Origin of the sequence: Nocardiopsis sp. NPDC006139, from assembly GCF_040614155.1 — a bacterium.
Taxonomy (GTDB): Bacteria; Actinomycetota; Actinomycetes; order Streptosporangiales; family Streptosporangiaceae; genus Nocardiopsis; species Nocardiopsis changdeensis.
The window spans coordinates 266,547-291,622 of record NZ_JBEXTT010000001.1 but is presented as its reverse complement, the minus strand read 5'-3'; the positions used below and the strand labels follow the sequence as shown (position 1 = coordinate 291,622).

The 25,076-nt window shown below is 73.8% G+C and carries 22 protein-coding genes, 1 pseudogene and 1 CRISPR repeat array; of the genes and pseudogenes, 10 read left to right on the top strand and 13 right to left on the bottom strand.

All coding sequences use genetic code 11. From position 1 onward, the window contains the following. The first annotated feature begins 112 nt into the window (after positions 1 to 112). Positions 113 to 1,252, top strand: coding sequence for an LLM class flavin-dependent oxidoreductase (locus ABZ249_RS01155; RefSeq protein WP_355255496.1), 1,140 nt, complete (start codon positions 113 to 115; stop codon positions 1,250 to 1,252). Between the two features lie 38 nt (positions 1,253 to 1,290). Here the strand turns inward: ABZ249_RS01155 and ABZ249_RS01150 are convergent, their stop codons facing one another. Continuing rightward, positions 1,291 to 2,493, bottom strand: coding sequence for an MFS transporter (locus ABZ249_RS01150; protein ID WP_355255493.1), 1,203 nt, complete (start codon positions 2,491 to 2,493; stop codon positions 1,291 to 1,293). A 92-nt stretch (positions 2,494 to 2,585) separates the two neighbouring features. Between ABZ249_RS01150 and ABZ249_RS01145 the strand changes: the two genes are divergently transcribed. Then, positions 2,586 to 3,038, top strand: coding sequence for a helix-turn-helix domain-containing protein (locus ABZ249_RS01145; RefSeq protein ID WP_355255490.1), 453 nt, complete (start codon positions 2,586 to 2,588; stop codon positions 3,036 to 3,038). 591 nt (positions 3,039 to 3,629) lie between these two features. Here the strand turns inward: ABZ249_RS01145 and ABZ249_RS01140 are convergent. Next, positions 3,630 to 4,055 carry a Rid family hydrolase gene (locus tag ABZ249_RS01140; RefSeq protein WP_355255487.1) on the bottom strand — a complete coding sequence of 142 codons (426 nt, stop codon included), beginning with the start codon at positions 4,053 to 4,055 and terminating at the stop codon, positions 3,630 to 3,632. Positions 4,056 to 4,180: 125 nt separating this feature from the next. Between ABZ249_RS01140 and ABZ249_RS01135 the strand changes: the two genes are divergently transcribed. Then, positions 4,181 to 4,666, top strand: a complete 486-nt coding sequence (locus tag ABZ249_RS01135; protein ID WP_355255484.1) for a MarR family transcriptional regulator — start codon at positions 4,181 to 4,183, stop codon at positions 4,664 to 4,666. A 185-nt stretch (positions 4,667 to 4,851) separates the two neighbouring features. Beyond that, positions 4,852 to 5,429: a CRISPR direct-repeat array (repeat unit 29 nt; unit sequence GTCAGCCCCGCGCACGCGGGGATGGACCG). A 140-nt stretch (positions 5,430 to 5,569) separates the two neighbouring features. Beyond that, positions 5,570 to 5,677 (top strand): annotated as a pseudogene (locus ABZ249_RS01130) (hypothetical protein); the annotation flags it as partial. 67 nt (positions 5,678 to 5,744) lie between these two features. Here ABZ249_RS01130 and ABZ249_RS01125 read toward each other — a convergent pair. The 4 genes from ABZ249_RS01125 to ABZ249_RS01110 form a co-directional block, all read right to left on the bottom strand. After that, on the bottom strand, positions 5,745 to 6,668 hold the full coding sequence (locus ABZ249_RS01125; RefSeq protein ID WP_355255481.1) for an intradiol ring-cleavage dioxygenase: 924 nt from the start codon (positions 6,666 to 6,668) through the stop codon (positions 5,745 to 5,747). Between the two features lie 129 nt (positions 6,669 to 6,797). After that, complete coding sequence (locus tag ABZ249_RS01120) at positions 6,798 to 7,283, bottom strand: hypothetical protein (protein WP_220562229.1); 486 nt, start codon at positions 7,281 to 7,283, stop codon at positions 6,798 to 6,800. Between the two features lie 168 nt (positions 7,284 to 7,451). Continuing rightward, entirely contained in the window at positions 7,452 to 8,048 is a 597-nt protein-coding gene (locus ABZ249_RS01115) for a DNA starvation/stationary phase protection protein (protein ID WP_355255477.1), read from the bottom strand. 233 nt (positions 8,049 to 8,281) lie between these two features. Next, positions 8,282 to 9,496: a cytochrome P450 gene (locus ABZ249_RS01110; RefSeq protein WP_355255474.1), complete on the bottom strand. Its 1,215-nt coding sequence runs from the start codon at positions 9,494 to 9,496 to the stop codon at positions 8,282 to 8,284. A gap of 167 nt (positions 9,497 to 9,663) precedes the next feature. On the opposite strand from ABZ249_RS01110, the gene ABZ249_RS01105 reads away from it, so the two are divergent. Together ABZ249_RS01105 and ABZ249_RS01100 are read left to right on the top strand one after the other, a co-directional pair. Continuing rightward, positions 9,664 to 10,116, top strand: a complete 453-nt coding sequence (locus ABZ249_RS01105; RefSeq protein WP_355255471.1) for a hypothetical protein — start codon at positions 9,664 to 9,666, stop codon at positions 10,114 to 10,116. An 81-nt stretch (positions 10,117 to 10,197) separates the two neighbouring features. Beyond that, positions 10,198 to 10,611: a hypothetical protein gene (locus ABZ249_RS01100; RefSeq protein ID WP_355255468.1), complete on the top strand. Its 414-nt coding sequence runs from the start codon at positions 10,198 to 10,200 to the stop codon at positions 10,609 to 10,611. A 16-nt stretch (positions 10,612 to 10,627) separates the two neighbouring features. Here ABZ249_RS01100 and ABZ249_RS01095 read toward each other — a convergent pair whose 3' ends face one another. Next, the gene (locus ABZ249_RS01095) at positions 10,628 to 11,794 is read right to left on the bottom strand and encodes a helix-turn-helix domain-containing protein (RefSeq protein WP_355255465.1); all 1,167 of its coding nucleotides are present in this window, start codon (positions 11,792 to 11,794) and stop codon (positions 10,628 to 10,630) included. Positions 11,795 to 12,284: 490 nt separating this feature from the next. Here ABZ249_RS01095 and ABZ249_RS01090 point away from each other — a divergent pair, with 490 nt between their 5' ends. Then, entirely contained in the window at positions 12,285 to 13,112 is an 828-nt protein-coding gene (locus ABZ249_RS01090) for an aldo/keto reductase (protein WP_355255462.1), read from the top strand. A 71-nt stretch (positions 13,113 to 13,183) separates the two neighbouring features. On the opposite strand, the gene ABZ249_RS01085 is transcribed toward ABZ249_RS01090, so the two are convergent. Further along, on the bottom strand, positions 13,184 to 13,348 hold the full coding sequence (locus ABZ249_RS01085; protein ID WP_220562222.1) for a hypothetical protein: 165 nt from the start codon (positions 13,346 to 13,348) through the stop codon (positions 13,184 to 13,186). A 93-nt stretch (positions 13,349 to 13,441) separates the two neighbouring features. Between ABZ249_RS01085 and ABZ249_RS01080 the strand changes: the two genes are divergently transcribed. Then, positions 13,442 to 13,990 (top strand): RidA family protein, encoded by a 549-nt coding sequence (locus ABZ249_RS01080; RefSeq protein ID WP_355255458.1) that lies wholly within the window; start codon positions 13,442 to 13,444, stop codon positions 13,988 to 13,990. Here the strand turns inward: ABZ249_RS01080 and ABZ249_RS01075 are convergent. Beyond that, the gene (locus ABZ249_RS01075) at positions 13,932 to 14,966 is read right to left on the bottom strand and encodes a DMT family transporter (protein ID WP_355255455.1); all 1,035 of its coding nucleotides are present in this window, start codon (positions 14,964 to 14,966) and stop codon (positions 13,932 to 13,934) included. The two genes, ABZ249_RS01080 and ABZ249_RS01075, sit on opposite strands and share 59 nt — an antisense overlap. A 128-nt stretch (positions 14,967 to 15,094) precedes the next feature. Here ABZ249_RS01075 and ABZ249_RS01070 point away from each other — a divergent pair, with 128 nt between their 5' ends. Further along, on the top strand, positions 15,095 to 15,703 hold the full coding sequence (locus tag ABZ249_RS01070; RefSeq protein ID WP_355255452.1) for a helix-turn-helix domain-containing protein: 609 nt from the start codon (positions 15,095 to 15,097) through the stop codon (positions 15,701 to 15,703). Positions 15,704 to 15,740: 37 nt separating this feature from the next. Here the strand turns inward: ABZ249_RS01070 and ABZ249_RS01065 are convergent, their stop codons facing one another. Then, positions 15,741 to 16,625, bottom strand: coding sequence for a sulfotransferase (locus tag ABZ249_RS01065; RefSeq protein WP_355255449.1), 885 nt, complete (start codon positions 16,623 to 16,625; stop codon positions 15,741 to 15,743). Positions 16,626 to 16,801: 176 nt separating this feature from the next. Here ABZ249_RS01065 and ABZ249_RS01060 point away from each other — a divergent pair, with 176 nt between their 5' ends. Continuing rightward, positions 16,802 to 17,599: a Sir2 family NAD-dependent protein deacetylase gene (locus tag ABZ249_RS01060; protein ID WP_355255446.1), complete on the top strand. Its 798-nt coding sequence runs from the start codon at positions 16,802 to 16,804 to the stop codon at positions 17,597 to 17,599. Between the two features lie 68 nt (positions 17,600 to 17,667). Here the strand turns inward: ABZ249_RS01060 and ABZ249_RS01055 are convergent, their stop codons facing one another. The 3 genes from ABZ249_RS01055 to ABZ249_RS01045 form a co-directional block, all read right to left on the bottom strand. Next, positions 17,668 to 20,919: a hypothetical protein gene (locus ABZ249_RS01055; RefSeq protein WP_355255443.1), complete on the bottom strand. Its 3,252-nt coding sequence runs from the start codon at positions 20,917 to 20,919 to the stop codon at positions 17,668 to 17,670. Between the two features lie 59 nt (positions 20,920 to 20,978). Then, a complete protein-coding gene (locus tag ABZ249_RS01050; RefSeq protein WP_355255440.1) occupies positions 20,979 to 24,245 on the bottom strand; it encodes a hypothetical protein in 3,267 nt (1,088 codons plus the stop codon). A 110-nt stretch (positions 24,246 to 24,355) separates the two neighbouring features. After that, positions 24,356 to 25,030, bottom strand: coding sequence for a uracil-DNA glycosylase (locus ABZ249_RS01045; RefSeq protein WP_220562214.1), 675 nt, complete (start codon positions 25,028 to 25,030; stop codon positions 24,356 to 24,358). Positions 25,031 to 25,076: the final 46 nt, after the last annotated feature.

Here is a 25,076-nt window from a genome sequence, read left to right as displayed (position 1 = left end):
GCCTCCGGCCCCCGCCTGCGGGTGGTGCGCGTGCGGCGCGCCGTCCCCCGGGCGCCGGGCGCGACGCGGGTCCTGACCCGCCTCCGACACACGAACAGAAGGGAGCCCGACCGTGTCCGTTGACTTCTACTGGCGCATCGGCATGCACGGGGACCAGAGGTCCCTCACCGAACGCGCCGCCACCCGCGGCGACTGGGAGCCCGACGGGCCGGGCCGCATCGCCCCCGCCCTGCGCGGCGGCGTCCCCGACGGGCACGCCTACATCGAGCACATGGCCGACGTGGCGCGCGCCGCCGAGGCGGCCGGGTTCTACGGCGGGCTGATGCCGTCGTTCCCGTTCACCGACGACCCGTGGGCCGCCGCGGGGCTGCTGGCGCGCGAGACCCGGGGGTTCCGGTTCATGATCGCGTTCCAGCCGGGGTTCCTGAACCCGGTGCACGCGGCCCGCATGGCGGCGAGCCTCCAGCGGGCGACGAACGGGCGCGTGGTCTACAACGTCATCACCGGCGGGGGCGGGCCCGCGCAGCTGTGGTGGGGCGACGAGGTCGCCCACGACGACCGGTACGCGCGGACCTCGGAGTTCCTGCACGTCCACAAGGGGGTGTGGAAGGAGCGGCCGTACACCTTCGACGGGCGTTTCCACCGGGTCGAGAACGGGGCGCTGCCGGACGCGCTGGCGGCGCAGGACCTGCCGGAGATCTACTTCTCCGGCTCCTCCGCGGCGGCGATCGACGCGGCCGGCCGGCACGCCGACCACTACCTGTCCTGGATGGAGCCCACGGCGGCCCTGGCGCGGAAGTTCGCGGCGGTGCGCGAGCACAGCGCCGCGCTGGGGCGCACACCCCGCTTCGCGGTCCGGGTGGACGTGGTCGCGCGCCGGACCGAGAAGGCGGCGTGGGACGTGGTGCGGACCGGGTTCGAGTCGGCCGACCCGGCGGCGCTCGCCCAGTGGCGGACGGGGGACTCGGTGGGTGCGGCGCGGAGCCTGTCGTTCATCGACGGGCCGGTGTCGGGGTACCGGGACCTGGAGGTGGAGCCGAACGTGTGGGGCGGCTTCAGCCTGCTGCGGGGCGGACCGGCGTTCGGCCTGGTGGGCAGCCATGCCCAGGTCGCCGAGCGGATCGACGAGCTGATCGCGCTGGGTGTGGACGCGTTCATCCTCGCGGGGGTGCCCCACCTGGAGGAGGCGCAGCGCGTGGGCGCGGAGGTGCTGCCCCTGGTCACGGGGGCCCGAAGGTCCGTTCCGGCCTGAGCCGCGGGCGCCGGGGCCCGGCCGGGCCCCCGCGCCGCTCACGCCCCCGCGCGCCGGTCCGCGAGCCACACCGCCAGCGCGGCCCCGGCGTACGCCGCGCCCAGCACGCTGACGGCGCCCCACCCCGCCTGCGCGTACACCCACGCGGCGGTGACCGCGCCCAGCGCGCTGCCCGACGAGTAGAACACCATGTACGCGCCGATGGTCCGGCCGCTCGACCCCGGATCGGCCGCGACGATGCGGTCCTGGCTCGTCACGTGCACGGCCTGCACCGCGAAGTCCAGCACCACCACCCCCGCCGCGAACCACACCAGCGAGTTCCCGGCCTGCCCGATGAGCGGCCACGCCGCCACCGCGGCCGCCAGCGAGCCCGTGGTGACGGCCCCGCCCAGCCCCCGGTCGGCCCACCGCCCGGCCCGGGCGGCGCCCAGCGCGCCCGCCGCCCCCACCAGCCCGAACAGGCCGATCTGCGTCGTCGACAGGTGCCAGGGCCCGGCGCCCAGCGGCAGCGCCATCCCGCTCCACAGCACCCCGAACGACGCGAACAGGAACAGGCAGACCAGCGCCCGGACCCGGAACACCCGGTCGGTCGCGGTCAGGGTGAACACCGAGGCCACCGCCCGCGCGTAGCCGCCCGCCAGGCCCCGCCCGCGGGCCCGCCGCGCGGGCGGCAGGGCCACGACGGCCGCGGCCAGCACCGTCACCAGCACCGCCGAACCGGCGTACACCCACCGCCAGTCGGCCAGGTCGGCGACCGTCCCGGACACCGTCCGGGCCAGGATGACGCCGACCACCACACCGCCGGTCACCGTGCCCATGTTGCGGCCGCGCTCGGCGGGCCCGCTCACCGCCGCCACATGCGCCACGGCCACCTGCACCACCACCGAGAACAGGCCGACCACGGCCATCCCCGCCAGCAGTACGGCGCTCCCGGTGGCCAGGGCCACCAGTGCGCACCCGGCCGCGACCGCCGCGAGCTGGACCGCGATGAGTGCTCTGCGGTCCACCAGATCGCCCAGCGGCACCAGCAGCACCAGCCCCACCAGGTACCCGGCCTGGGCCGCGGCCACCACCGCCCCCGTTCCGGCCTCGGGGATCCCCAGGTCGGCCCCGATCCGCTCCACCAGGGGCTGGGCGTAGTAGACGTTCGCCACGGCCACGGCGCACAGCACCGCGAGCAGCCCCCGCACCGCCCCGGTCACGGCCTTCGGTCCGGCCCCGGGGGCCGCGCACTCGGTCATTCGCCCACCCTCGACGGATTTAGGTAGTAGTTTGAAACCAATCAGAGGCTATGGCTAAATGGTTGCGAAGTGCAACCGAAAGGTGGGGCTGCATGACGGACCCGGAATGGACCGACCCGCACTGCCCGGTCGCCCGGACCCTCGACCTCCTCGGGGACCGCTGGTCGCTGCTGATCGTCCGCGACGCCTTCGACGGGGTCCGCAGGTTCAACGACTTCCGGCGCGGACTCGGGATCGCCCGGAACATCCTCAGCGACCGCCTGCGCGCGCTCATCGCCGTCGGGGTCATGGAGCAGCGCCCCAACGAGCGCGGCACGCGCAACGAGTACGTCCTCACCGACAAGGGGCGGGACCTGTTCACCGTGGTCGTGGCCCTGCGCCAGTGGGGGGAGCGCCACGCCTTCGAGCCGGGGGAGGAGCACTCGGAGCTGCTCGTCCTCGCCACGGGGGCGCCGGTCCCCCCGGTCGCTCCCACCGCCGCCGACGGCACCCCGCTGCACGCGGCGGACACCCGTGTTCGAAAGGTGGGCGACCCGGGGGAGTGAGGACCGCTCGGGAAGGGGAGCCTCCTGGCTGGTGTGTCCGCCCCTGGTCGGGCGGTGCCCGGTGTGCTCTGGCGGGGGTGGTGGGCCTCGCGTATGCCCGTTCGCTCCGGCCGCGCCGGTTTCCGCTGCTTGCTTCGAGTCCGCGCCGAGTCCCGTGCCACAGTGTCCGGAGGTGATGGCTCAAGTCGCATCGAGGCGCGCATGCGCGGGGATGACGACCCGCGTTCGCCCGGTTCGTTGGCTGTCAGCTCGCCCGCGCGGGGAGGGGCCCAGGCCGTCGCCGTTCTTGGTCCGGTACTCGCCGTCAGCCCCGCGTACGCGGGGCTGGACGCCGGGTGCCGGTGTTCCCGGTGATGGTGGTGTGGTTAGCCTCGCCCGCGCGGGGATGGGCCGAAGCCCTCCTGGACCTGTTCTCGGAACAGGGTGTCAGCTCCGCGCGCTTGGTAGGGGCTGTCGCTCAAGCGCCGAGGCGGGAGCTGCCAGTGGTTCCGGCACGCGGCAGGCGGCCACCCGAAACCGGGGTGGCCGCCTGCCGCGCAAAGGTGTGTTCCGGTCTTCGGCGGCCCCCGTTCGGTCGCCGAAGACGACGGTTCAGTTCCCGGAGCCGACGATGGCGGTCACGCGGATTTCCACGCGCATGGCGGCGAGGCCGAGGGCCGTGACGCCGGTCTCGGTCCAGATGGGCGCGCGGCCGCCGAGTCGGCGGCGGAACTGCTCGGCCATGACCGCGTTGTGGTCCTCGCCGATGACCTGGTCCTCCGGCGCGACCTTGTGGTACGAGTTCACGTGGATGACGTCCTTCCAGGTCGCGCCGACTGTGGCGAGCGTGCGCTCCACATTGTCGAAGGCCAGGACGATCTCGTCCTCCAGGGAGTCGGGGACGACCAGGTCGTCGTCCACCCCGGCCTGGCCTGAGATTTCCACCCGGTCGCCGACGCGGACGGCTCCGCTGTAGCCGAGGGCTGCGTGCAGCTTCTCCCCGAAGCCCGGAGTGATGCCGAAGGTGACGGTGCTCATGGCACATCTTCCTGTCCGTAGGGGTGCGTTTCCTCTTCGATGAGTTCACGCGTAAAGTGAAGCTAGCAAGCGATGACTTCAAGCGTCAAGTGATGGCGGACCGCACCGGAAGGACGGGAAGGTTCATGGGCGACACGGCCGAGCACGAGGACGGCGAACTGCGGTGGCTCGACGAGCAGGAGAAGGCGGCGTGGACGGGGCTGATCTCCCTCGTGCTGCTCCTGCCCGGCAAGCTGGAGTCGCCGCTGCGGCAGGAGAACGGCCTCACCCTGTTCGAGTACCTCGTGCTCAGCCACCTCTCCGAGGCGCCGCAGCGCAAGCTGCGGATGGGGGAGTTGGCCTTTCTGGCCAGTGGCTCGCTTTCCCGCCTGTCCAACGTCGTCAAGCGCTGTGAACAGCGGGGCTGGGTCGTGCGGATGCCGGACCCGTCCGACGGCCGGTACACCCTCGCCGAACTCACCGACGCCGGATTCGATGTTGTGGAGGCGGCGGCTCCCACGCACCTGCGTTCCGTGCGCGCCGTCGTTCTCGACGCGTTGAGTCCGACCGACCAGAAGGCCCTGGCCCGCATCGCGGAGAAGCTTCGTATCGTTCCGGACGGCCTCGGGTGACGGTTGCTCCACGGCGACGCCCGGGAGGGGATGCGGAACACGCCGGCGGACAACCGTGCTGTCCCTCTGCTCGCCTTGAGCCTGCTCCGGTTCTCGTGCCACAGTGTCCGGAGGTGATGGCTCCGGCCGCACCGAAGTGCATGTAACGCGGAGATAACGCCCCGCGTTTCCCCAGGTCGTTAACTGTCAGTCCCGCGCACACGGGGATGGACCGAACGTGTCGTCGGGGACCTCGTCGCTGGCGACGTCAGCCCCGCGCACGCGGGGATGGACCGGCTGTCCTGTCCGAAACGCACTGGCCGAAGGTGTCAGCCCCGCGCACGCGGGGATGGACCGTTCGCGCGGCTGCCCCCGTCCGCCCAGGGGAAGTCAGCCCCGCGCACGCGGGGATGGACCGCGGCTCACCGAATCCGGCCGGATCATCCACCAGTCAGCCCCGCGCACGCGGGGATGGACCGCCCGCACCCCTCCGGGGGTGCGGGCTGCATCGGTCAGCCCCGCGCACGCGGGGATGGACCGGAGGACTCGTACCGGAACGTGGACCTGCCGCCGTCAGCCCCGCGCACGCGGGGATGGACCGCACCTGCACTTTTTCAACGTCGGCACCGTCATGTCAGCCCCGCGCACGCGGGGATGGACCGACGCCGACGGGGTACACGTCGACGGTCGGCCCGTCAGCCCCGCGCACGCGGGGATGGACCGCCCAGGTGTTTACCGTGGTAAACAAGTTCCCCGTCAGACCCGCGCACGCGGGCGGGCTGTTCCTGGCGGTGAGGGTGAGGGTGAGGCGTGTGGCCGTGTCGGCCCCGCACGCGCGCAGGCGGTGCAGGGCGGGGCACGGTGGTCTGTTGGCGGCACGGGGTGCCGTCGGCCGCACTGTGCTCCGCCCTTCTGGCCTAGCGGTTGCGGCACCTTTTCGGCGTCCCGCACCTACACACCCTGCGGGACGCGCTGCTGCACGTCAGCGCCGAGACCGCCTGCCATGCCGGGCACCTGGACGCTGGCCGCGAGCTGATCGACGGCCGCCAGTGGCCGGCCCGGACCCGAGGCGTCCACCACGACCCCGCACCGCCCCCGGTCACTCCTGCGGCGGGGCCGGGGGAGTGCCGTCCCCGGGCGGGGCGTCGCCCTGTGGCGGTTCCCCGCCGCCTCCGCCGCCCGGGGCGCCACCGCCACCGCCCGGCGACGCGTCCATGGTCACGCCCACCGCCACCGCCAGCGTGTACCCGTCCTCCGGCGTCCCCTCCGTCACCGGGGCCGGGGTGACCACCATGCTGTCCGGGTCACCCTCCACCGCCTGCGCCTCCCGGAACACCTGGTCCTCCTCGACCGGCGTCAGCTCCAGCACGTGCTCGGAGTACGGCTCCCGCTCCGCCACCTCCGCGCAGAACGCGTCGGAGAACAGCAGCTGCCCCGTGTGGACCGTCGTTCCGCCCTCGTAGGTCGTGCCGATCTCCCCCTCCGTGTGCACCTTGAGGTGGATGTGCGTGACACGCGGGCTGTACCACCCCGGCACGATCGTGGTGAACCGCGCCGTCCCCTCCCCGTCGACAGGCCGGATCCCCCGCAGGAACGACTGCTCTCCGCCCTCCCCGTCCTCCGGCGGCACCTCCCCGCCCGGGCTCGCCTCCGTGTACCCCGAGTAGTAGCCCCAGGCGTCGCAGTGCCAGATCTCCACCGCCACACCCTCGCCGGTCAGCGGCGCGCACCCGTTCTCGAAGTCCACCACCGTGATCGCCAGCTCCAGCGGGAACCCCTGCTTGCCTTCGGTGATGTCCTCCCGGACCAGCATCCCGTCCAGGTAGTACGGCCCCTCGGTGACCTCCGGCGACAGCACGCACACCCCTTCGGAGGCGCTCGGCGGCGGTGTGGCCGCCGCTCCCGAGCCGCCCCCGGACGCCTCGGCCGAGCACCCCGCCACCCCCGCGGCGACGGCGCCGCCGCCCAGCACGATCGCCCGCCGCCGGTCCAGCACCGGCCCCCGGAACACGTTCCCGTCCATGCGTCCCCCGTCCGTGCCGGCCCCGCTCGCCGGGGCCCTGAGGGCAAGGTACGGACTCCTGCTGAGAGAAGGCCGAGAACACGGTGAGCGCCACCCGGGAGAGCCCGCGCGGGCTCCCGGGCCCCGGCCCTACCCGCGGACCGCGCCCTCGGGCCAGACCACGTGCACCGGCACCCCGTGGCGCCGGGCGGTGGCCACCGCGTCGGCGGTGCCGCCCCTCCCGGTTCCGGGCCTGCCGTCCCACACCGCGAACAGCCGCTCCACGCGGGCCAGCACCGCGGTGTTGGCCGCCGCGTACGCCTCCTCGTCGGCGGTGCGGAACGGCATGAAGCGCACCGCCGCGGCGCGCATCAGCAGCCCGTCGAACCGGTACAGGTCGTCCGCCCCGACCTTGGTCTCCCGGTAGTCGACCGACGGCAGGATCACCTCCAGGGTCCCGCGCGCCTCCCACACCGACTCGGCGAACACCTGGTCGGCCCCCTTGGCCAGGCAGGTCACCCCGACCAGCTCGGGTCCGCCGCCGAACGCCGCCAACTCGCGGTCCAGGGCCCGCCGCACCAGGGCGGTGGTCTCCTCGCCCAGGTCGCTGTGTCCGGTGATGCCGATACGGGGCACGTCGTCCTCCGGGGGGTCGTGGCGTGGCGGGGCCACCAATCTAGCGCCGTGCCGCTCCCGCGACGGCCGCACCGCCGACGCGCCGGCCCGACCCCGCCCCACGCCGCCCCCGCCCGGGAGCACGGAAAAGGGGCCGGGCGGCTCGCCCGGCCCCGTGCGCCGTGTCCTCTAGGAGTGCACCAGCGGGGTGTCCACCAGGTGTTCGGCCACGAACCACGCCTGGAGCTCGTTCTTGCGGATGACGTCCGACACCAGCAGGTCGTTGGTACCGTCGTCGCCCAGCTCCTGCACCCGGGCCGCCGCGTCGTGCGCCTCCTCCAGGATGGTCTCGTGCGCCTCCAGCAGGCGCGAGAGCATCGCCGGGACCTCCTCGACGCCGTTCGGAGGGCGCGGGATGTTGGTGATCTCCGCGACGTGCCGGGGGTCGCCGACCGCCACGCCGCCCAGGGTCTGGATCCGCTCGGCGACGGAGTCGATGAGCTCCAGCTGCTCGTCCGCGTGCTTGTCCATGAGCAGGTGCAGCTGGTAGAAGGTCTGGCCGCGCATCAGCCAGTGGTGCTTCTTGTAGAGGTCGTGCAGGATCCTCGTGTCGCACAGCACCTGGTTGAGCCGCTGGCACGAGTACATGCGCGCGTCGTAGGACAGCCCCACCGGGAGCTGGCGGACCGTGCCGAACTCCTGGATCTCCTTGCCCTTCTGGTGCAGCCAGGGCTGGCTTCCCTTGGGCTTGGACGCCGTCCCTGACCTGTTCTCCGCGGTCGTCACCTCTGGTCCCCCTCCAGTCGATGTGACTCGTGTCCTGCGACGGGAGCCCCTGTCGGAACCCCGCCTGCCAGTCTCCGCCCCCTACCCCCCGCGAAGCCCGCATAACGGACCAATCACAGGTAAGTTTTCGGTGCTTCTTCGGCTCCCGTCCGCTCGCCCGCGCTCGGTGCCCACCGCCCCCCGGGGCCGCGGAGCAGGGCCCCGGGGGGCGGTGGCGGGAGCCCCGGAGCCGGTCAGGCCGGGTCGAACCGGACCGGCAGCGCGAACAGCCCGTGCATGATCATGCTCGGCCACCAGCGCAGGTCCTCGGCGTCCTCGGCGAGGCGCAGCCCGGGCAGCCGGTCCAGCGCCGCGTTCACCGCCACCTGCGCCTCCATCCGGGCCAGCTGCGCCCCGATGCAGAAGTGCGCGCCGTGCCCGAACGCCAGGTGCGAGTCGTTCCGCTCGGGGACGAAGGCGTCGGGGTCCTCGTAGCGGGCCGGGTCGCGCCCGGCCGCCAGCAGCGACACCAGGATCGGCTCGCCCGCCGCCAGCTCCACCCCGCCCACGGTGGCAGCCCGGCGCGGGAAGCGCCAGGTGGCGTTCTGCAGGGGGCTCTCCATCCGCAGCGCCTCCTCGATGGCCGGCCCCACCAGAGAACGGTCGGCGCGCAGCCGCTCCAGCTGGTCGGGGTGGCGCAGCAGCAGGTGGAAGAGGTTGCCGATGAGCGCCACCGTGGTCTCGTGCCCGGCCACCAGCAGCAGGAACGCCGCGGAGGTGACCTCGTCGCGGCTCATCTCCCCGCGCCGGTGCGCCTCCACGAGGTCGCCCAGCAGGTCGTCGGAGGGCGCGGCCAGCCGGGCGTCCACCAGGGAGCCCAGGTAGGAGTCGAACCAGTCGGTGGTGGCGGCGATCGCCTCCAGCTCCTCGTAGGACGAGGAGTCGATCACCGCGGCCCGGCGGTGGAACTCCGCCCGGTCCGCCTCGGGCACGCCGAGGATGTCGCAGATGATCGTGATGGGCAGCGGATAGGCCAGGTCCCGCACCAGGTCGGCCTCGCCCGAGCCGTCGGCGGTGATCCGGTCCAGCAGGCCGGCGGTCACGCGCCCGGCCCGCTCCACCAGCGTCCGCACCCGCCGCGGGGTGAACGCCGCGCCCGCCGCCCGGCGCAGCCGGGTGTGGTCGGGGGCGTCCACGTTGACCATGCTGAGCATCAGTGAAGGCCGGTGGTCGTAGGGCAGCCCGAGCCCGGCCTTGCGCCAGACCTCGTTCCCCGCGTGCGGGCTCTTGAGCATGTCGGGGTCGGCGAGCACCGCCTTGGCGTCGTCGTAGCGGGTGACGATCCACGCCCACGCCCCGCCGGGCAGGTCCACACGGTGGACGGGGGAGTGCTCGCGCAGCCACCGGTAGGCGGGGTGCGGGTCGGCCTCGAACGCGGGGCCGTGCAGCTGCGGAGGGGAGACGGACATACCGGGGCCTTTCGGGGTGTGTCTGCGGGGACCCCTGACTCCTACCCACCCGCGTACCCCGCGCCCCGCCCCCACGCCGCGCCCCGCGGCCGGTTCCGGACACCCGCCTGTCGTACGGGTCCGCTACCCTCGCCCCGCACGCCCCCGAACCCCTCCCGGAGCCCTCCATGAGCTGGAACATCGTGCTGATGCGGCTGCCGCACCACGTCACCTCGGTGGCGGACCTGACCGACGACGACGCGCCGCCGCCGATCGGTCCGGCGGCCGGGGTCCTGGACCGCCTGCGTACCGCCTTCCCCGGCGTGGACCTGTCCGACCCCGCCTGGGGCTTCCTGGAGGAACCGGGAGCCCGGGGCGCCGGATGGCTGCTGGAACTGGTCATCGGCGACCGGGACCCGGTCGAGAGCCTCATGGTGCGCATGCGGGGCGGCGGCAGCGTGCCCGCCGTGCTGTACCTGGCCGACCTGTTCGACTGCCGGGCCCTGGACCTGTCCTCCGGTGACATCGTCACCTGGGACGACTGGGAGCAGGACGGGGGCTCCCGCGCACGGTTCCAGGAGGACCTGGCCCGGGCGCTCGGGCGCGATCGGGGCCGTGCCGCTCCGGACGGGGGCGCGTGACCGGCCGGTTCCGGAGACTCACCCGTCGTACGGGTCCGCTACCGTTCTCCCCGTGCCCCACCCCCGAGCAGAGGAGACCCCGTGAGCTGGGACGTACTGCTGATGCGCTTCCCCGAGGACGCCGTTTCCGTGGACGACCTGTCCGACGACGACCCGCCGCCGCCGATCGGCCCGGCGGCCGAGGTCCTGCACCGGATCCGCACGGCCTTCCCCGAGACGAACCTGTCCGACCCCACGTGGGGCATTCTCGAGGACAGGGAGGACGGGTGGTCGATGGAGCTGGGCATCGGCTCCGAGGACCCGGTCCAGAGCATCATGCTGCACATCCGCGGCGGCGGGGACCCCGTGACCCCCCTGCGGCGCATGGCCCGCCTGCTGGACTGCCGCGCCCTCGACTGCTCGGACGGGGAGTTCTTCTCCGACGAGGGGGGCGGGGAGTCCTGGGAGGAGTTCCAGGCCTACCGGGACCAGGTCATCGGGCGGAGCGGGGACTGACCCCCGGTCACCCCGGTCAGGGGGCGATGGCGCAGGCCGTCTCCAGGACGAACCGGGACCACGGCCGGTGCGGGTCGTGGCCGGTCAGCTCCCGCACCCGGCGCAGCCGGTAGCGCAGGGTCTGGGCGTGGACGTGCAGGGCGTCGGCGGCCGCGGTCGCCGCGCCCTCCCGGAAGTACGCGCGCAGCGTCTCCAGCAGGTGCGCGCCCGACTCGGTCAGCAGCGGCCCCAGCACGGCCCGGCGCACCGCGTCCGGGGCGACCGGGCCGCCGTTGAGCAGCGCCAGCACACAGGCGTCGGCCTCGCCGAGCAGCCCGCCGGTCCCGAACGCGTGCGGCGGCGCCGTCTCCAGGGCCCCGTCGGCCAGCCGGTAGGCCGCCGACACGTCCGCCAGCGGCCGCGGCGCCGGGATGCAGCCCCGCCAGCGGCCGCCGTCCAGCGCCCGCGCCGCCCGGCCGGCGTCGTCGGGTGCCAGCAGCAGCACCGCCCGCCCCGAGCGCGTGGTCACCAGCGGGTCGCCGCCCGCGGGTTCCATCCGGGCCGCCAGCTCCAGGGCGCCCGACACCGTCACCGGGGTCCGGTCGCCGACCGGTTCGGCCACCACCAGCGCCCCCGGGTCCGGCGGGGCGATGCCCAGGGTGCGCGCCCGGTCGCGGATGGCGCCGCGCGAGGCCTGTCGGCCGATGACCAGGTCGTCCAGGAAGGTGCGCCGCGCCCGTTCCAGGTCCGCGTCCATCCGGCGGGCGGTCTCGGCGTGCCCGGCGGCCAGGCTCTCGGAGATCTGGTCGATGGAGGTCATCCACAGTTCGCTCAGAGCGAACACGTCCGCGGTGTCGAGCCGGTCGCCCGCGCACTCGGCCACGGCCCGCACGGCCGCCACCGACCCCACCCGGTGCGCCCGCACCACGGCGCCGATCGACCGGCCGTCGGCCGCCCGGCTGCGGCCGATCTCCCGCAGCCGTTCCACGTCCTCCGCGGCCAGCCGGGTCGCCCCGGCCGCCCACAGCTCCAGGGAGCGGGTCACCAGCCACGCCGTGATCGCCCGCACCTCGGCCAGCTGCGACCCGTGCAGCGCCCGGTAGGCGGGCACCTCCGCGTGCACCTCGGCCACGATCCGCTCCACCAGCGCGGCGCGGTCCCGCATCAGCTCCGCGCCCACCGCGGCCCGCCGCTCCCGTCCCATCCCCGCCCCTCACCTCGTCGTCGCCCGGCCGGCGTGCCCCCGGACCGTCGTACCCGCGGACTCCGTGCCCGCGCGCGGCGCCACCCGTCATGCCGCGCGTCCGCGGACCATCGTGCCCGTGCGCCGCCGCCCGGACGGCGTGCCCGGACCGTCGTGCCCGCGCGCCGCGTCACGCGCCACGTCGCGTTTCTGCCGGTCACCGTGCCCGTACGCCGCCGCCCGGTGGCGTCTACGTCGGCGTCCTCGGACACCCCCGGCTACGCCCGTGCGCCGCCACGGTTCGGCGGCCCCCGCCACCGGATCGGCGGTGCGATCGGCGGCCTCCCGGGTAAAAAGCCCGTACGGCGGCGGTGCAGCCACCGGAGCGCGGCCGGTCCGCCGTGGCAGTATGCCAAGTGTGCGGCCCGGGGGAGGCCGCGGGCCCGCCGACGGCCCTTCGGCGGGAGGCGAGGGCGTTACGGGCCGACGGGGGATGACGGCGATGAGGACGATGACGGTTCCCGAGCTCACACTCAACAACGGGCTGCGCATACCGCAGCTGGGCCTGGGCGTGTGGCAGGTCCCCGACGACCGGGTCGTCGACGTGGTCACCACCGCGCTGGAGACCGGCTACCGCAGCATCGACACGGCCGCCGCCTACGGCAACGAGCGCGGTGTCGGCGAGGCGCTGCGGCGTTCGGGCATCGACCGCGACGACCTGTTCGTCACGTCCAAGGTCGCCAACCCCGACCAGGGCTTCGACGCCACCCTGCGGGCCTTCGACGCCACCCTGGAACGCCTGGGCCTGGAGACCCTGGACCTGTACCTGATCCACTGGCCGCTGCCCGCCCGGGACCTCTACGTCCCGACCTGGAAGGCCCTGGAGCACCTGTACGCGGAGGGCCGGGCGCGCGCCATCGGGGTGTCCAACTTCCAGATCGCGCACCTGGAGAGGGTCATGGAGGAGGGCGGCATCACGCCCATGGTCAACCAGGTCGAGCTGCACCCGCTGCTGGCCCAGGCGGAGCTGCGCGAGTTCGACCGGCGGCACTCCATCGTCACCGAGGCGTGGAGCCCGCTCGCGCACGGCCGCCTCGTCACCGACGACACGGTCATCGGGATCGCCGAGGCGCACGAGCGCACGCCCGCCCAGGTGCTGCTGCGCTGGCACATCCAGCTCGGCAACGTCGTCATTCCCAAGTCGGCGACGCCCGAGCGCATCCGCGCCAACTTCGACATCTTCGGGTTCGAGCTCACCGACCAGGAGATGGACCGCATCGGCGCGCTCGACCGCGGGGCCAGGACCGGCCCCGACCCCGACGCGTTCGACGGCGACTGACCGTTCGCCGCCCCGCGTTCGCGGGACACCTCCGGCGGACGCGCCGCCGGGAGCGTTCCGCCGGGTCCGGCCTAGCTCTGCCGCAGCTCGCGGCGCCTGCGCGCGCCGGCCAGGGTGGCCTCGGTGCCCTGGCGCTTCATGCGCATGACGTAGACGAAGCCGCCGACGAAGATGGCGGCGAACAGCGCGAGCACCGCGACGAGGGCGAGCGCGGACAGCAGGAAAGTGATCGACATGGGCTCATCGTAGCCGCCCGCCCGGGCGACTCCCAGTGGGGTGTCCGCCCGGACGCGGCCGGTGGGCCGCCCCGCGACCGGAAGGGCCCGCCGGTGGACACCACACCGCACCAGATCGTCAATCCGCTGACCCTCGCCGACCCGGTGGGGTTCTCCCACGCCCTGGTGGTGACACCGGGCAAGGTCGTCCACATCGGCGGTCAGATCGCCCGCCGCTCCGACGGGGCGGTGGCCGGGGACGGCGTGGTCCAGCAGTTCGACCGCGCGCTCGGCAACGTCGTGGAGGCGCTGCGCGCCGCCGGGGCCGTGCCCGAGCACGTGGTCGACATGCGCATCTACACCACCGCGATGCGCTCCTACCGGGTCAGCAGCAACACCATCGGATCGGTGTACCGCCGCCACATGGGCCGCTACTACCCGCCGATGACGGTGGTCGGGGTGTCCGAGCTCATGGAGCCGGAGGCGCTGGTCGAGATCGTGTGCACCGCGGTCGTCCCGGACGTCCGCGACGCCGCGGAACTGGACGAGGACGACGAGACCCGGGAGATGCTGGAGAGCATCGAGGAGTCGTCCGGGCCGGGTGTCACCGCGGCTCCCGGGACGGAGGACCCCGGCGACCTGCGCGAGCGCTCGCCCGCCTGAGGCCCGCGCGCCCCGTGCCGGGGCCGGCGGCCGTCACCAGGACGACCGCCGCAGCGCAGACGGCCAGGCCCGCCAGGGCGGCCGCGCCGACCGGGTCGCCGAACATCAGCAGGGACCAGAGCAGGGTCGTCGGCGGTGTCAGGTACAGCAGCGCCGACACCCGGGTGACCCCGAACCGCGCCAGGGCGGCCCAGTACAGGCCGTAGCCGCCGACGGTCGACAGCACCACCACCCAGGCCACGGCCGCCCAGAACCCGGGGTCCGCGGGCGGGGCGAGCGTCCCGGTCGCCGCCGCCAGGGCCGTGAACAGCACGGCGCTCACCCCGCACTGCACGGCCAGCGCCTGCGCCGGAGACCCGCCCGGCCGCAGCCGCCGCTCCAGCAGGGTCGCCGCGACCAGCGACAGCATCGCCCCGACCGGCAGCGCGTACCCCCACCAGGGGGCCGCGCCGGGGGCGCGCAGGTCCGCGCCCACCACCAGGCCGACCCCGGCCAGTCCCAACGCCAGCCCCGCGACCTGCCGGGGCCGGACCCGCTCCCCGAGCAGCGGCACCGCCAGCGCCGTCGCCACCAGCGGTTGCAGCGCCGCGATCAGCGCGACCGTCCCCGCGGCCACCCCCGTCCCCGCCGCGGCGAAGACCCCGTACAGGTACCCGGCCTGGGCCAGCGCCCCCACCGCGGCGTGGCCGGCCGCGTCCCGCCCGGTCATCCGTCCGCCCCGGGCACGCCCGCCTCCGGGCCCGGACCCCGGGGGCCCTTCCGCGCCGGTCCGGGCGGCCCGCGTCCGTCCGCCCCGCGAGCGCGCGCGGGCCCACAGGCACCACGCGGCCAGCGGCCCGGCGACCACCAGGAACCGCCAGGCCAGCAGGGTCTCGGCCGGGGCGTGGCGGGTGCCGAGTTCGGCCCCCACGAACCCCGAGCTCCACATCACCACCAGCCCCGCGGCGAGCAGGGCCGGGGCGGGCGAGCGCCGCATCCTTCCACCTCCGGTGTCGTCGTCCGTGCCCTCCGCCCCCAGGTAAACACACCGGTCGGTATACTCGCGATGTAGTGACCTTCCGGCCGGGAGCGCCCGCCCCGGCCCGTCCGCCTCCAGGGGGAGCCATGACCGCCGCCACCGGGGCCGGCCCGGCAGACCGCGCCGCCCGTCCCCTCACCCCGGCCGCCCGCCGGATCCTCGACGCCGCCGACGAGCTGTTCTACTCGCGCGGCATCAACACGGTCGGCATGGACCTCGTCGCCGAACACGCCGGGGTCACCAAGAAGACCGTCTACGACCGGTTCGGCTCCAAGGCCGCCCTGGTCGCCCACTACCTGCGCGCCCGCGACGCCCGCTGGCGCGCCCACCTGGAAGCCCGCCTGGCCCCCGCCACCACGGCGCGCGAGCGCGTCGCCGCCACCTTCGACGCCCTGGAGGAATGGGTAGGCGAGGACGGCCCGCGCGGCTGCTCCATGGTCAACGCCTACGCCGAGCTCGCCGACCCCGACCACCCCGGCCGGGCCGTGGCCCGGGAGCAGAAGCGCTGGCTGCGCGCCCTGTACACCGACCTCGCCCGCGAGTCGGGCGCCCGCGGTCCCGAGGCCCTCGGCGACACCCTGACCATGCTGCACGAGGGTGCCGTCCTCACCCGGACCGTCACCGGCGTCCCCGACGCCGTCGGCACCGCCCGGGCCGCCGCCGACGCGCTGCTCACCGCCCACGGGGCACCCTGAACCGGGCCGGGGGACGGCCGGGCCGCCGGCGCCGCGGTCACACGTAGCCGAGGCGGGACAGCTCCAGCCCCGCCACCTCCACCACGTCCGCGTGCTGGTCCCGGGACAGCCGCTCCCGCCAGGTCCCCACCCGCCAGGAGCGCTCGATCAGCAGTTCCGTCGCCGACACCCGCACCCCGGTGAACTCCCGCAGCCTCTTGGCGGCCTGCACCTCGCCGCCGTGCAGGTCCTCGTAGCGCAGTGTCAGCAGCCGGCCGGAGTCCAGGCCGCGGCTCAGCACGGCCGACATGCGCACCGCGCCCCGCCAGCGCATCGCGCACTTGGCCTCCACCGACCCGTCCCCGAACGTCTCCAGGTCGGAGGAGTCCTCCAGCCCGAAGAAGTGGTTGGGGAACTCGTGCTCCAGCTTCATGAAGCTCGGCTTGAGCCAGGCCAGCGAGCGCTCGTCGTCCAGCATCTCCGAGACGACGTCCCGCCCGTCCCGGATGATCTGCACGAACAGCGCGTCGGGGAAGGCCGCGTGCAGGGCCTTGGCGCTGAACAGCAGGTCCGGGCTGGCGTCCCCGTACCGGGTCGCCTGCGCGCTGTGCTCGCACGGCTCGGCGGCGGCGCTGGCGGGCACCCGCTCCCACCGGCCCGCGCAGCGCGGGCAGGTCAGCGGCGTCAGCTGCCAGGACTCGGCGTACGCCTCGCGCAGCAGGGAGGCCGTGCCCGCCGCCTTCTCCAGGGCCAGCGAGGGTCTTCGGGCGACGGCGTACACGGCGTTGAGCACGCCCGGGGAGCCCGCGCTCAGGTGGAACCCGGGGGTGCGGGAAAGGGCGCGGGCGATCTCGGGGACACCGGAGTGGGGAGCGCCCAGCAGGAAGACGGGGCGCTGCACCTTGGTCCCGTTGACCACGAGGATGTAGGACGGCTGCTTCATGATCGTGCTGATTTTCGCACCCTTTGCCCTTCTCGTGTGCATCGGAGGGGGCGTCGGTCCTGCGTGCCTTCGTGTGCTTTCCGAGGCTAGGGTGTGCAGGGGGTGCACGGGGCCGCCCTCCGTCAAGCAGAGGGAAAGCCGACACCAAGTCGCCGCAAGATCGAGGTAGGGCCGCGATGACGACAGACTCCCCAGCGTTCGCCGATCCCCAGGCGTTCGAGCGGGCCGCCGAACTGCTGGAGGCCGCGGACCGCATCACGGTCCTCACCGGCGCCGGCGTGTCCACCGACTCGGGGATCCCCGACTTCCGCGGGCCCAACGGGGTGTGGACCACCGACCCCGACGCCCAGGCCCAGTCCGACATCACCATCTACATGGGCGACGTGGACGTCCGGCGCCGGGTCTGGGCCCAGCGCCGCGCCCACCAGGTGTGGGACGCCGAGCCCAACGCCGCCCACCGGGCCCTGGCCGACCTGGAGCGCACCGGGCGGCTGCGCGCGCTCATCACCCAGAACATCGACGGCCTGCACCAGCGGGGCGGCGTGTCCGACGAGCGGGTGGTCGAGGTGCACGGGACCATGCTGTGGGTGCGGTGCATGTCCTGCGGGCTGCGCACCCCCACCCCCGAGGTGCTGGCCCGGCTGGACGAGGAGTCCGACCCGCGCTGCACGGCCTGCGGCGGCATCCAGAAGTCGGACACGATCTCGTTCGGCCAGCACCTGGACCCGGACGTCATCCTGGCGGCCACGCACGCCACCCGCGACTGCGACGTCTTCCTGGCGGTCGGCACGTCGCTGACCGTCCACCCGGTGGCGGGGCTGTGCGACATGGCGATGATGGCGGGGGCGTCCCTGGTCATCGTCAACGGCGAGGAGACGCCCTACGACGACTTCGCCTCGGCGGCCGTGCACGACTCCATCGGGAAGGTGCTGCCCGCCCTGGTGGAGCGGGTGACGGCGGCCGCCGCCCGCTGAGCGGTACCGGTCCCGGTTCCGCCCGGCGGGCGGAACCGGGACCGGACGGGCCCGCCGGGACCCGCCGGTCAACGCAGGTGGGCGGCCACGCGGGTGCGCCTGCCGCGCTGGGGGTTCTCCTGGTCGACGATGGCGATGATCCGCTCCACCGTCCCGTCCGGGAGGAAGCCCGGGGGGAACAGGGCCAGCACGGGGGCGACGGCGTCCTTCGCCAGCCGGTTCCCCGAGACCACGGAGTCGACCCCGGACAGGTACTCCCGGACCAGGCGCCGCAGGGGCGAGTACTCCGCGTCGTCCCCGGTGCCCGGCCAGCGCAGGTCCTCGGTCGCCTGCCGCAGCACCAGCAGCTCCAGCCGGCCCAGCTGGGTGGAGGTGAGCATGCGGCGGTAGGCGTTCAGGCGGCCCTCGGGGTCGATGTGGGGAGGGGACAGCCGCAGCTTGAGCACCTCGTGCGGCTCCAGCCACGCGCTGTCGCCGTCGGGGTCCAGGAACCAGGCCCCCATGTCGCCGTGGACCTCGCCGAGGTAGGGCAGCATCCCCAGGAGGACGCGGGCCCCGCTGCCGTTGACGCGCATGGAGATGGAGCGCAGCAGCCGGGAGATCGTCCGGTTGTAGGCGATCGTCATGCCGTAGGGGTCGTAGACGTCCGGGCGCACCTCCACGTCCGTGTGCAGCTCGAACCCGACGCACTCGCCGACGTTCACCGGGTCGCCCACCTCGCGCGAGAGCAGCCTGCGGCTGCCCTCGCGGGTCCACGACTGCATGTGGCGCAGCCGCACGGTGTTCAGGAGGCCGAACCACTCCGGGCTGTCCAGGGAGCGCCAGACCCCCACCAGGTTGCGCCACTCGGTCATCGGCCCGGCCGACTGCGGGAACAGCTCGTCCAGGTCCACGTCGTCCTCGCGCACCAGCACCAGCAGCACGACGAGGTTCGCCGTGTAGTTGGCCTGGCGGACCGTGACCGGCAGGCGTTGGGGCTCGAAATCGGCGTAGGAGCGGTTGGCCGCCGGGAACGGCGCCTCCCGGAACAGCTCGATGAGCAGGTCGGAGTAGTCGCCGCGCAGCCCCGGGTCCTCGGCGAACCGCCGCTCCAGCAGTTCGGCCAGGAAGTCCGGCACCTTGTCCCGGCCCGGCAGGCAGGCGAACGACAGCAGCGCGTACAGCTCACCGTCGTCGATCCGCCGGGCCCGGCCGCGCCGCCGCGAGGTCCGCGAGCGGGAGGCGTCCAGCTCCTCCAGCGCCGCGACCACAGCCCGCGCCACCAGGTACTCGCCGAAGGTGGCGTGCAGGAACTCGAACACGCTCGCCGTTCCGTCACCGGTCCGGGCCCGTGCCTCGTGCACGAAGAAGAACCGGCCCAGCACCTGGTGGGCCGGGTCGATCCGGCCGTGCATCCCCGTCTCGTCCGGGTCCAGCGCGGCCTCGGGCAGCAGCACCGCCAGGTCGCGGTCCAGCTCCTCGGCGCTGACGTTCTGCTTGCGCCGGGTGAACATGGCCAGCGCCGCCACCTCGAGGCGGCGCAGCTCGCCCTCCAGGGCCTCGGCGAGGTCGTCCCGGCCCAGGCCGGAGTGGTGCTTGTCCACCTCCCGGCGGGCGAACATGGTGAGCAGCCGCTCGTACAGCTCCCCGTGGGTGAGCCCCTGGTCGGTGCCGCGCAGCGCGCCGTCCTCGGCGTCGTAGATGAGCAGCATCATCAGCAGCAGCGGCTGTTCGGCCAGGTCGCGGTAGCGCAGCACCGCCTCGGTGGTCAGCGCCCCGGTCGCGTCCGCCGCCCGGGCGTTGGCCCGGTTCCAGATGCCCACCAGGCGGCCGATCCGCGGCTCGTCGAAGGGGTCGAGCTTGATGACGGTCGTGCCCCGCGGGAAGCGGGCGCGGTCGGCGACGACGGTGCGGCTGGTGACGACGACCACCACGGGCAGGCCCATGGCCTCCTGCTGCTGTTGGAACTCCTGGACGCGTTCGAGGTAGTCGGAGCGGTCGACGCCGGTGGCCTGGAGGAGCTCGTCGAAGCCGTCCAGGATGACGACGGGCAGCGCCCCGTCGGCCGAGTCGGCCAGGTCGCGCCAGGAGACGCGGGTGTGCAGGGCGGCGGCCAGGCCCTCCTCGATCTGCACGTGGATGGGCGAGTTGGGGCTGACCGCGCGCAGCTCCACGCGCACGGGCAGGAAGTCCGAGGCCGGCAGCCGGGCGGCCAGCACCTCCGTGAACTTCGACTTGCCCGCGCCGGGGTGCCCGAGCACCACGGTGGGGCGGTCGGTGGCGTCGGGGTGGGTCAGGTGGGCGGCGATGAACGCGGACAGGTCGTCCACCGGCCGGTGCAGGGACCACCACTCCTCGGAGGAGGGGACCGAGTTGGGGGTGATGACCGCGACGCGCCCGCGCGGGGGGATGTAGGCGTCGGCCAGCGAGGGCAGCACCAGCCCGGGCGGGACGTCGGAGGCGCGCAGCACGGGGCGCTCCAGCACCGCGCGGTGGGCGGCGAACAGCTCCTCGCGGCGCCGGTCCACGGGACGGTCCGAGGCCACGGTCGCCAGCAGGCGGCGCAGCTCGCCCAGGCCGTCGTCGACGGCGGAGCGGGTACGCCGGTGCTCGACCTGGTGCGCCCACAGCGCGAACTCGGGGACGTCGGCGGCCAGGAGGCGGTGCAGCTCCTCGTAGCGCTCGGTCGACCGGCGGCCCAGCTCCCGGCCCACGGAGGTCAGCAGGGGGTGGGCGGGGGAGTCGAGGCCGTGCCCGCGGGCGGCGGCCACCTGCGGCACCGCGTTCTGGAAGGCCTCGGCCAGGCCGTCGAAGTACTCCCGCCAGGCCGCCTCCTCCACGCCGGGCGCGTGCGTCCAGGGGGCTCCGGACGGGGCGGCGGCCTCCTGCGGGGCGGCCTCCAGGGCCCGCGGGCCGGTGTCGGCGTCGGCGTTCCAGCGGTGGGGGAGCGCCACCCGGCCGGGTCGGCCGGGGGACAGCAGGGGGCCGAACAGGGCGGCCCGGTCCTCCTCCGAGAGGCCGAGCTCGTCCAGGGTCAGCGGCGCGCCGGCGGCCTCCCAGACCTCGTCCAGGGCCTCCAGGAAGGCGACCGCCGCGAGGATGCGCTCCGCGGCGAGGATGCGCTCGGTCCGGGTCAGGCGGCTCTCGCCGCGCAGGTGCTCCCGGATGCCCTCCACCGCCTCGCGGCCCTTGCTCACCAGCAGGCTCCGCAGCCCGAACAGGTCGGGGACCCCGAGGAGGCCGAGGCCGCCGTCGGCGAGCCGCTCGGCGAGGTCCCAGGCGTCGGAGTCCTTCTTGCCGAGGATCTTCAGTGCATCCGCGTAGGAGAGCTTCTTGGCCACGGGGGGACCTTCCGTCGTCGGGGGTGGTTCGGGGGATGGGAGGCGCGGTCCGGCCGGGGTCAGTGCTCCCCGCTTCCGGGAGGGCTGATGACGATGGGTGGATGGCTGTAGCCCTGGTGCCCTCCGTCCGGAACAGGTGATATGTCGGTGAGGTCGTGGAAGCGGTTCATGATCCCATTCGGTAGGTAGCCCGGCGGGAACCGGCCGAGGACCGAACGGACCGAGTCCGTCACCTGGCCCTGGGAGGATCCGGGTTCCTGTTCGAAGTGTTCGAGGCCCGTCAGGTAGTCCGCGACCGTCCTCCGCAGCTCTTCACGGCCTTGGGACGAGGGGCGGCCGCCGGCGGGATTCCACCGGAGGTCGTCGAAGGCCCAGTTCGCATCCTCTGCGGCCTGCCGCAGGGCGAGCAGCTCCACGCGTCCCAGGTGGTTGCCGGAGAGAAGCCTGCGGTAGCTGGAGATGCGGGCGCCGAAATCCGTTTCCGGCGGCTCCAGCCGCAGGCGCAGGACCTCGTGCATCTCGGTCCACGTTCTCTGTCTCCCCGGGTCCAGGAACCAGCCCCCCAGGTCGTACGACACCCGGTGGAGGTAGGGGAGGGTGCCCAGGACCGTGCGTGCGTTGGTGCCGTTGACGCGCATGGACGTGGCGCGCAGCATCCGCGACGTGGTGGACGCGTACGGCAGGGTCACCTGGTAGGGGTCGAGGACATCGGGGGTCGCGTCCACGTCCGTGTACAGCTCGAAGCCGATGCACTCTCCGACGTTCACCGGTTCGCCGTGCTCGCGGACGACGACCGTGTGCCGCCGGTCCCTGTCCCAGGCGTCCAGGTGCTTCACCCGCACCGTGCGGAGGAGGGAGAACCATTCCGAGCTCTGCAATGTCCGCCACAGGTTCGCCGCGTTGCGCCATTCCGCCAGGGGGTTGGGGGCTTCGGGGAACAGTTCCTCCAGCCCCACCGGGTCCTCACGGGCCAGGACCAGCAGGACGATGAGGTTCGCGGTGTAGTTGGCCTGTCGAATGGTGATCGGAAGGCGTGTCGGCTCGTAGTCACCACGGGACCGGTCGGCCGCCGGGAACGGGGCCTCCTGGAACAGTTCGATGAGCAGCCGGGCACGATCCGACCGTGCCTCCGTCCCCCGGGGGAACCTCTTCTCCAGCTCCTCGTCGAGGAAGTCCGTGATCTTCTCCCGGCCGGGCAGGCAGGCGAACGACAGCAGGGCGTACAGCTCGCCGTCATCGGACCCCTGCACCGACCCGCGCCGGCGCCGCGCGAGCGACCGGGTCTCGGCGAGGTAGTCCAGCGCCGCGACGACGGCCCGCGCCACCAGGTACTCGCCGAAGGTGGCGTGCAGGAACTCGAACACGCTCGCGGTCCCGTCCACGGTCCGCGCCCGTGCCTCGTGCACGAAGAAGAACCGGCCCAGCACCCGGTGGGCCGGGTCGATCCGGCCGTGCGGGTCCGCGTCGGCCGCCTGCCGTCCGGTTCCGGGCATCAGGACGCCCAGGTCCCGGTTCAGCTCCCCGGCGGTCACGTGCTGCCGCCGCCGGGCGAACATCGCGAGCGCCGTGACCTCCAAACGGCGCAGCTCCTCCTCGACCGCCCGGTCGAAACCGTCCCGGTCGAGCGCGGACCGGTGCTTCCTCACTTCGCGTCGCGCGAAGGCGGTGAGCAGCCGCTCGTACAGCTCCCCGTGGGTGAGGTGCCGGTCGGCGCGGCGCAGCGCGCCGTCCTCGGCGTCGTAGAGGAGCAGCATCGCCAGGAGCAGCGGCTGCTCGGCCAGGTCTCGGTAGCGCAGGACCACAGCGGTGGACAGCGCCTCCGGATCGGCTCCGGGCCGTGCGTTCGCCGCCTTCCACACCTGGAGGAACCGGTCGATCCGAGCCTCGTCGAAGGGTTCGAGCTTGACGATCGCGGTCCCCTTGGGGAACCGGGCGCGGTCGGCCACGACCGTGCGGCTGGTGACGATGACGGCCACGGGGAGCCCCATCGCCTCCTGCTGCCGCTGGAACTCCTGGACCTGTTCGAGGTAGTCGGAGCGGTCGACGCCGGTGGCCTGGAGCAGTTCGTCGAACCCGTCCAGCATGATCACCGGCAGCGCCCCGTCGGCGGAGTCCGCCAGCTCCCGCCAGGACACCCGGGTGTGCAGGGCGGCGGCCAGGCCCTCCTCGATCTGCCGGGGGATCGAGGCGTCGGGCGGGACGGAGCGCAGCTCCACCCTGATCGGCAGGAAGTCCGACGGCGGCAGCTGCGCGGCGAGCATCTCGGTGAACTTGGACTTCCCGGAACCCGGGTGCCCGAGGATGACGGTCGGGGCCTCCGCGCCGCGCGGGTGCACGAGACGGGCGGAGACGAACCCCGCGATGTCGTCCGTGGCTTCGATGTCCGCCCACCACTTCTCCGAGGAGGGGACCGCGTCGGCCCCGTTCATGGCGACCCGCCCGCGCGGTGGGATGTACGCGTCTCCGAGTGTGGGCAGGACCAGGCCTTCGGCGGGGCCGTCGTCCGCGGGCAGGACCGGCCGGTGCAGGACACTCCGGTAGAGGGCGGAGAGCTCCGCCCTCCGCCGTTCCACCGGGCGGTCCGAGGCGATCGAGCCGAGCAGGCGGCCCATCTCGGCCAGGCCGGTGTCCAGTCTGTCCCGGGTCCGGGTGTGCTCCCGTTCCTGCGCCCACATCGCGAATTCGGGGACGTCGGCCATGAGCGCCCGCCGGTGTTCGCGGTAGCGGAGCTCGGCCGCCCCGGCCAGGCGCCGCTTCAGGAGAAGGATCCGGCCGTGGTGCACGTCGGTGATCCCGTGGGCCTCGGACACGGCCAGGCCGACGACCATCGACAGGAAGTCGTCCTGCAACGCCTCGAAGCGGATGAGGTCCTTCAGGGACCTGTACCCGGAGTAGTCGGCCTCCGCCCCGGCCTCCGGCTCGGGAGAGGTCCGCAGCACGATCGGCGCGGACGGTCCGCTCAGGGCGCGTTCGGAGAAGGCGGTCTGCTCTTCGGCGGTGATCTCCAGGTCCCTGAAGGGGAAGGGCATCCCGGCCTGCTCCCAGGCCTCCTCCACCGCCTCGAAGAAGGAGACGACGACCAGGATCCGCTCCGCCGCCAGGATCTTCTCCGTCCGGGACATCCGGCTCTCGCCCCTGAGCTTGTCCCGCATCCCCTCCAGCGCCTTGCGGCCCTTCCCGACCACCATGCCCCTGATACCGAACAGGTCCGGCACCCCCAGCGCCCCCAGCCCCCCGTCGGCCAGTTTCTCGGCCACGGCCAGGACCTCGGAGTCGTTCTTTCCCAGGAGCTTCAGGGCGTCCGCGTAGGACAGCTGCTTGGCCACGGGGGGACCTTCCGTCGTCGGGGGGCGGGACACGGGTCGGACCCGGCACCGGGGGACGGTGCCGAGTCCGCAGGTCGACAGGGGTATGGGGGATGTGCGTACGGGGCGGGCTAGGTCAGGCTCCAGTCCACCGGCTCCGCGCCCTGCTCCTTGAGCATCTCGTTCGTCCGGCTGAACGGCTTGGACCCGAAGAACCCGTTGCGCGCCGACATCGGGCTCGGGTGCGCCGACTCCACGCACGGGACCCCCGGCATCAGCGGCCGCAGGTCGCGCGCCTGGCGGCCCCACAGGATCGCCACCAGCGGCCCGCCGCGCTCGGCCAGCGCCCGGATGGCCTGGTCGGTGATGGCCTCCCAGCCCTTGCCCTTGTGGGAGGCGGGCGAACCGGGCTGCACGGTCAGGACCCGGTTGAGCAGCAGCACGCCCTGCTTCGTCCACGGGGTGAGGTCGCCGGTGTTCGGGATCGGCAGGCCCAGGTCGTCCTGCATCTCCTTGTAGATGTTCTTCAGGCTCGCGGGCGGCCGCACACCGGGGGCGACGGAGAAGCTCAGCCCCACCGGGTTGCCGGGCGTGGGGTAGGGGTCCTGGCCCACGATGAGCACGCGGACGTCCTTGAACGGCTGCTGGAAAGCGCGCAGGACGTGTTCGCCGGCGGGCAGGTAGGTGCGCCCCTCGGCGACCTCCTGTCGGAGGAAGTCACCCATCGCGGTGATCTGCGGCGCGACCGGCTCCAGGGCCTTCGCCCACCCGGCTTCCATGATTTCGTTGAGGTCCTTGGTGGCCATGGCCAGAACACTAGCGCCCGGCGGCGACATCCACGTCCCTTCCGGT

Excerpts from the sequence above, each read along its gene's own strand:
- ABZ249_RS01075 (WP_355255455.1), bottom strand. The coding sequence starts at position 14,966 with ATGCGGCGCTCGCCCGCCCCGGCCCTGCTCGCCGCGGGGCTGGTGGTG.
- ABZ249_RS01070 (WP_355255452.1), top strand. The coding sequence starts at position 15,095 with ATGACCGCCGCCACCGGGGCCGGCCCGGCAGACCGCGCCGCCCGTCCC.
- ABZ249_RS01095 (WP_355255465.1), bottom strand. The coding sequence starts at position 11,794 with ATGGGACGGGAGCGGCGGGCCGCGGTGGGCGCGGAGCTGATGCGGGAC.
- ABZ249_RS01105 (WP_355255471.1), top strand. The coding sequence starts at position 9,664 with ATGAGCTGGAACATCGTGCTGATGCGGCTGCCGCACCACGTCACCTCG.
- ABZ249_RS01045 (WP_220562214.1), bottom strand. The coding sequence starts at position 25,030 with ATGGCCACCAAGGACCTCAACGAAATCATGGAAGCCGGGTGGGCGAAG.
- ABZ249_RS01125 (WP_355255481.1), bottom strand. The coding sequence starts at position 6,668 with ATGGACGGGAACGTGTTCCGGGGGCCGGTGCTGGACCGGCGGCGGGCG.
- ABZ249_RS01060 (WP_355255446.1), top strand. The coding sequence starts at position 16,802 with ATGACGACAGACTCCCCAGCGTTCGCCGATCCCCAGGCGTTCGAGCGG.
- ABZ249_RS01090 (WP_355255462.1), top strand. The coding sequence starts at position 12,285 with ATGACGGTTCCCGAGCTCACACTCAACAACGGGCTGCGCATACCGCAG.
- ABZ249_RS01140 (WP_355255487.1), bottom strand. The coding sequence starts at position 4,055 with ATGAGCACCGTCACCTTCGGCATCACTCCGGGCTTCGGGGAGAAGCTG.
- ABZ249_RS01145 (WP_355255490.1), top strand. The coding sequence starts at position 2,586 with ATGACGGACCCGGAATGGACCGACCCGCACTGCCCGGTCGCCCGGACC.
- ABZ249_RS01110 (WP_355255474.1), bottom strand. The coding sequence starts at position 9,496 with ATGTCCGTCTCCCCTCCGCAGCTGCACGGCCCCGCGTTCGAGGCCGAC.
- ABZ249_RS01065 (WP_355255449.1), bottom strand. The coding sequence starts at position 16,625 with ATGAAGCAGCCGTCCTACATCCTCGTGGTCAACGGGACCAAGGTGCAG.
- ABZ249_RS01135 (WP_355255484.1), top strand. The coding sequence starts at position 4,181 with ATGGGCGACACGGCCGAGCACGAGGACGGCGAACTGCGGTGGCTCGAC.
- ABZ249_RS01085 (WP_220562222.1), bottom strand. The coding sequence starts at position 13,348 with ATGTCGATCACTTTCCTGCTGTCCGCGCTCGCCCTCGTCGCGGTGCTC.
- ABZ249_RS01150 (WP_355255493.1), bottom strand. The coding sequence starts at position 2,493 with ATGACCGAGTGCGCGGCCCCCGGGGCCGGACCGAAGGCCGTGACCGGG.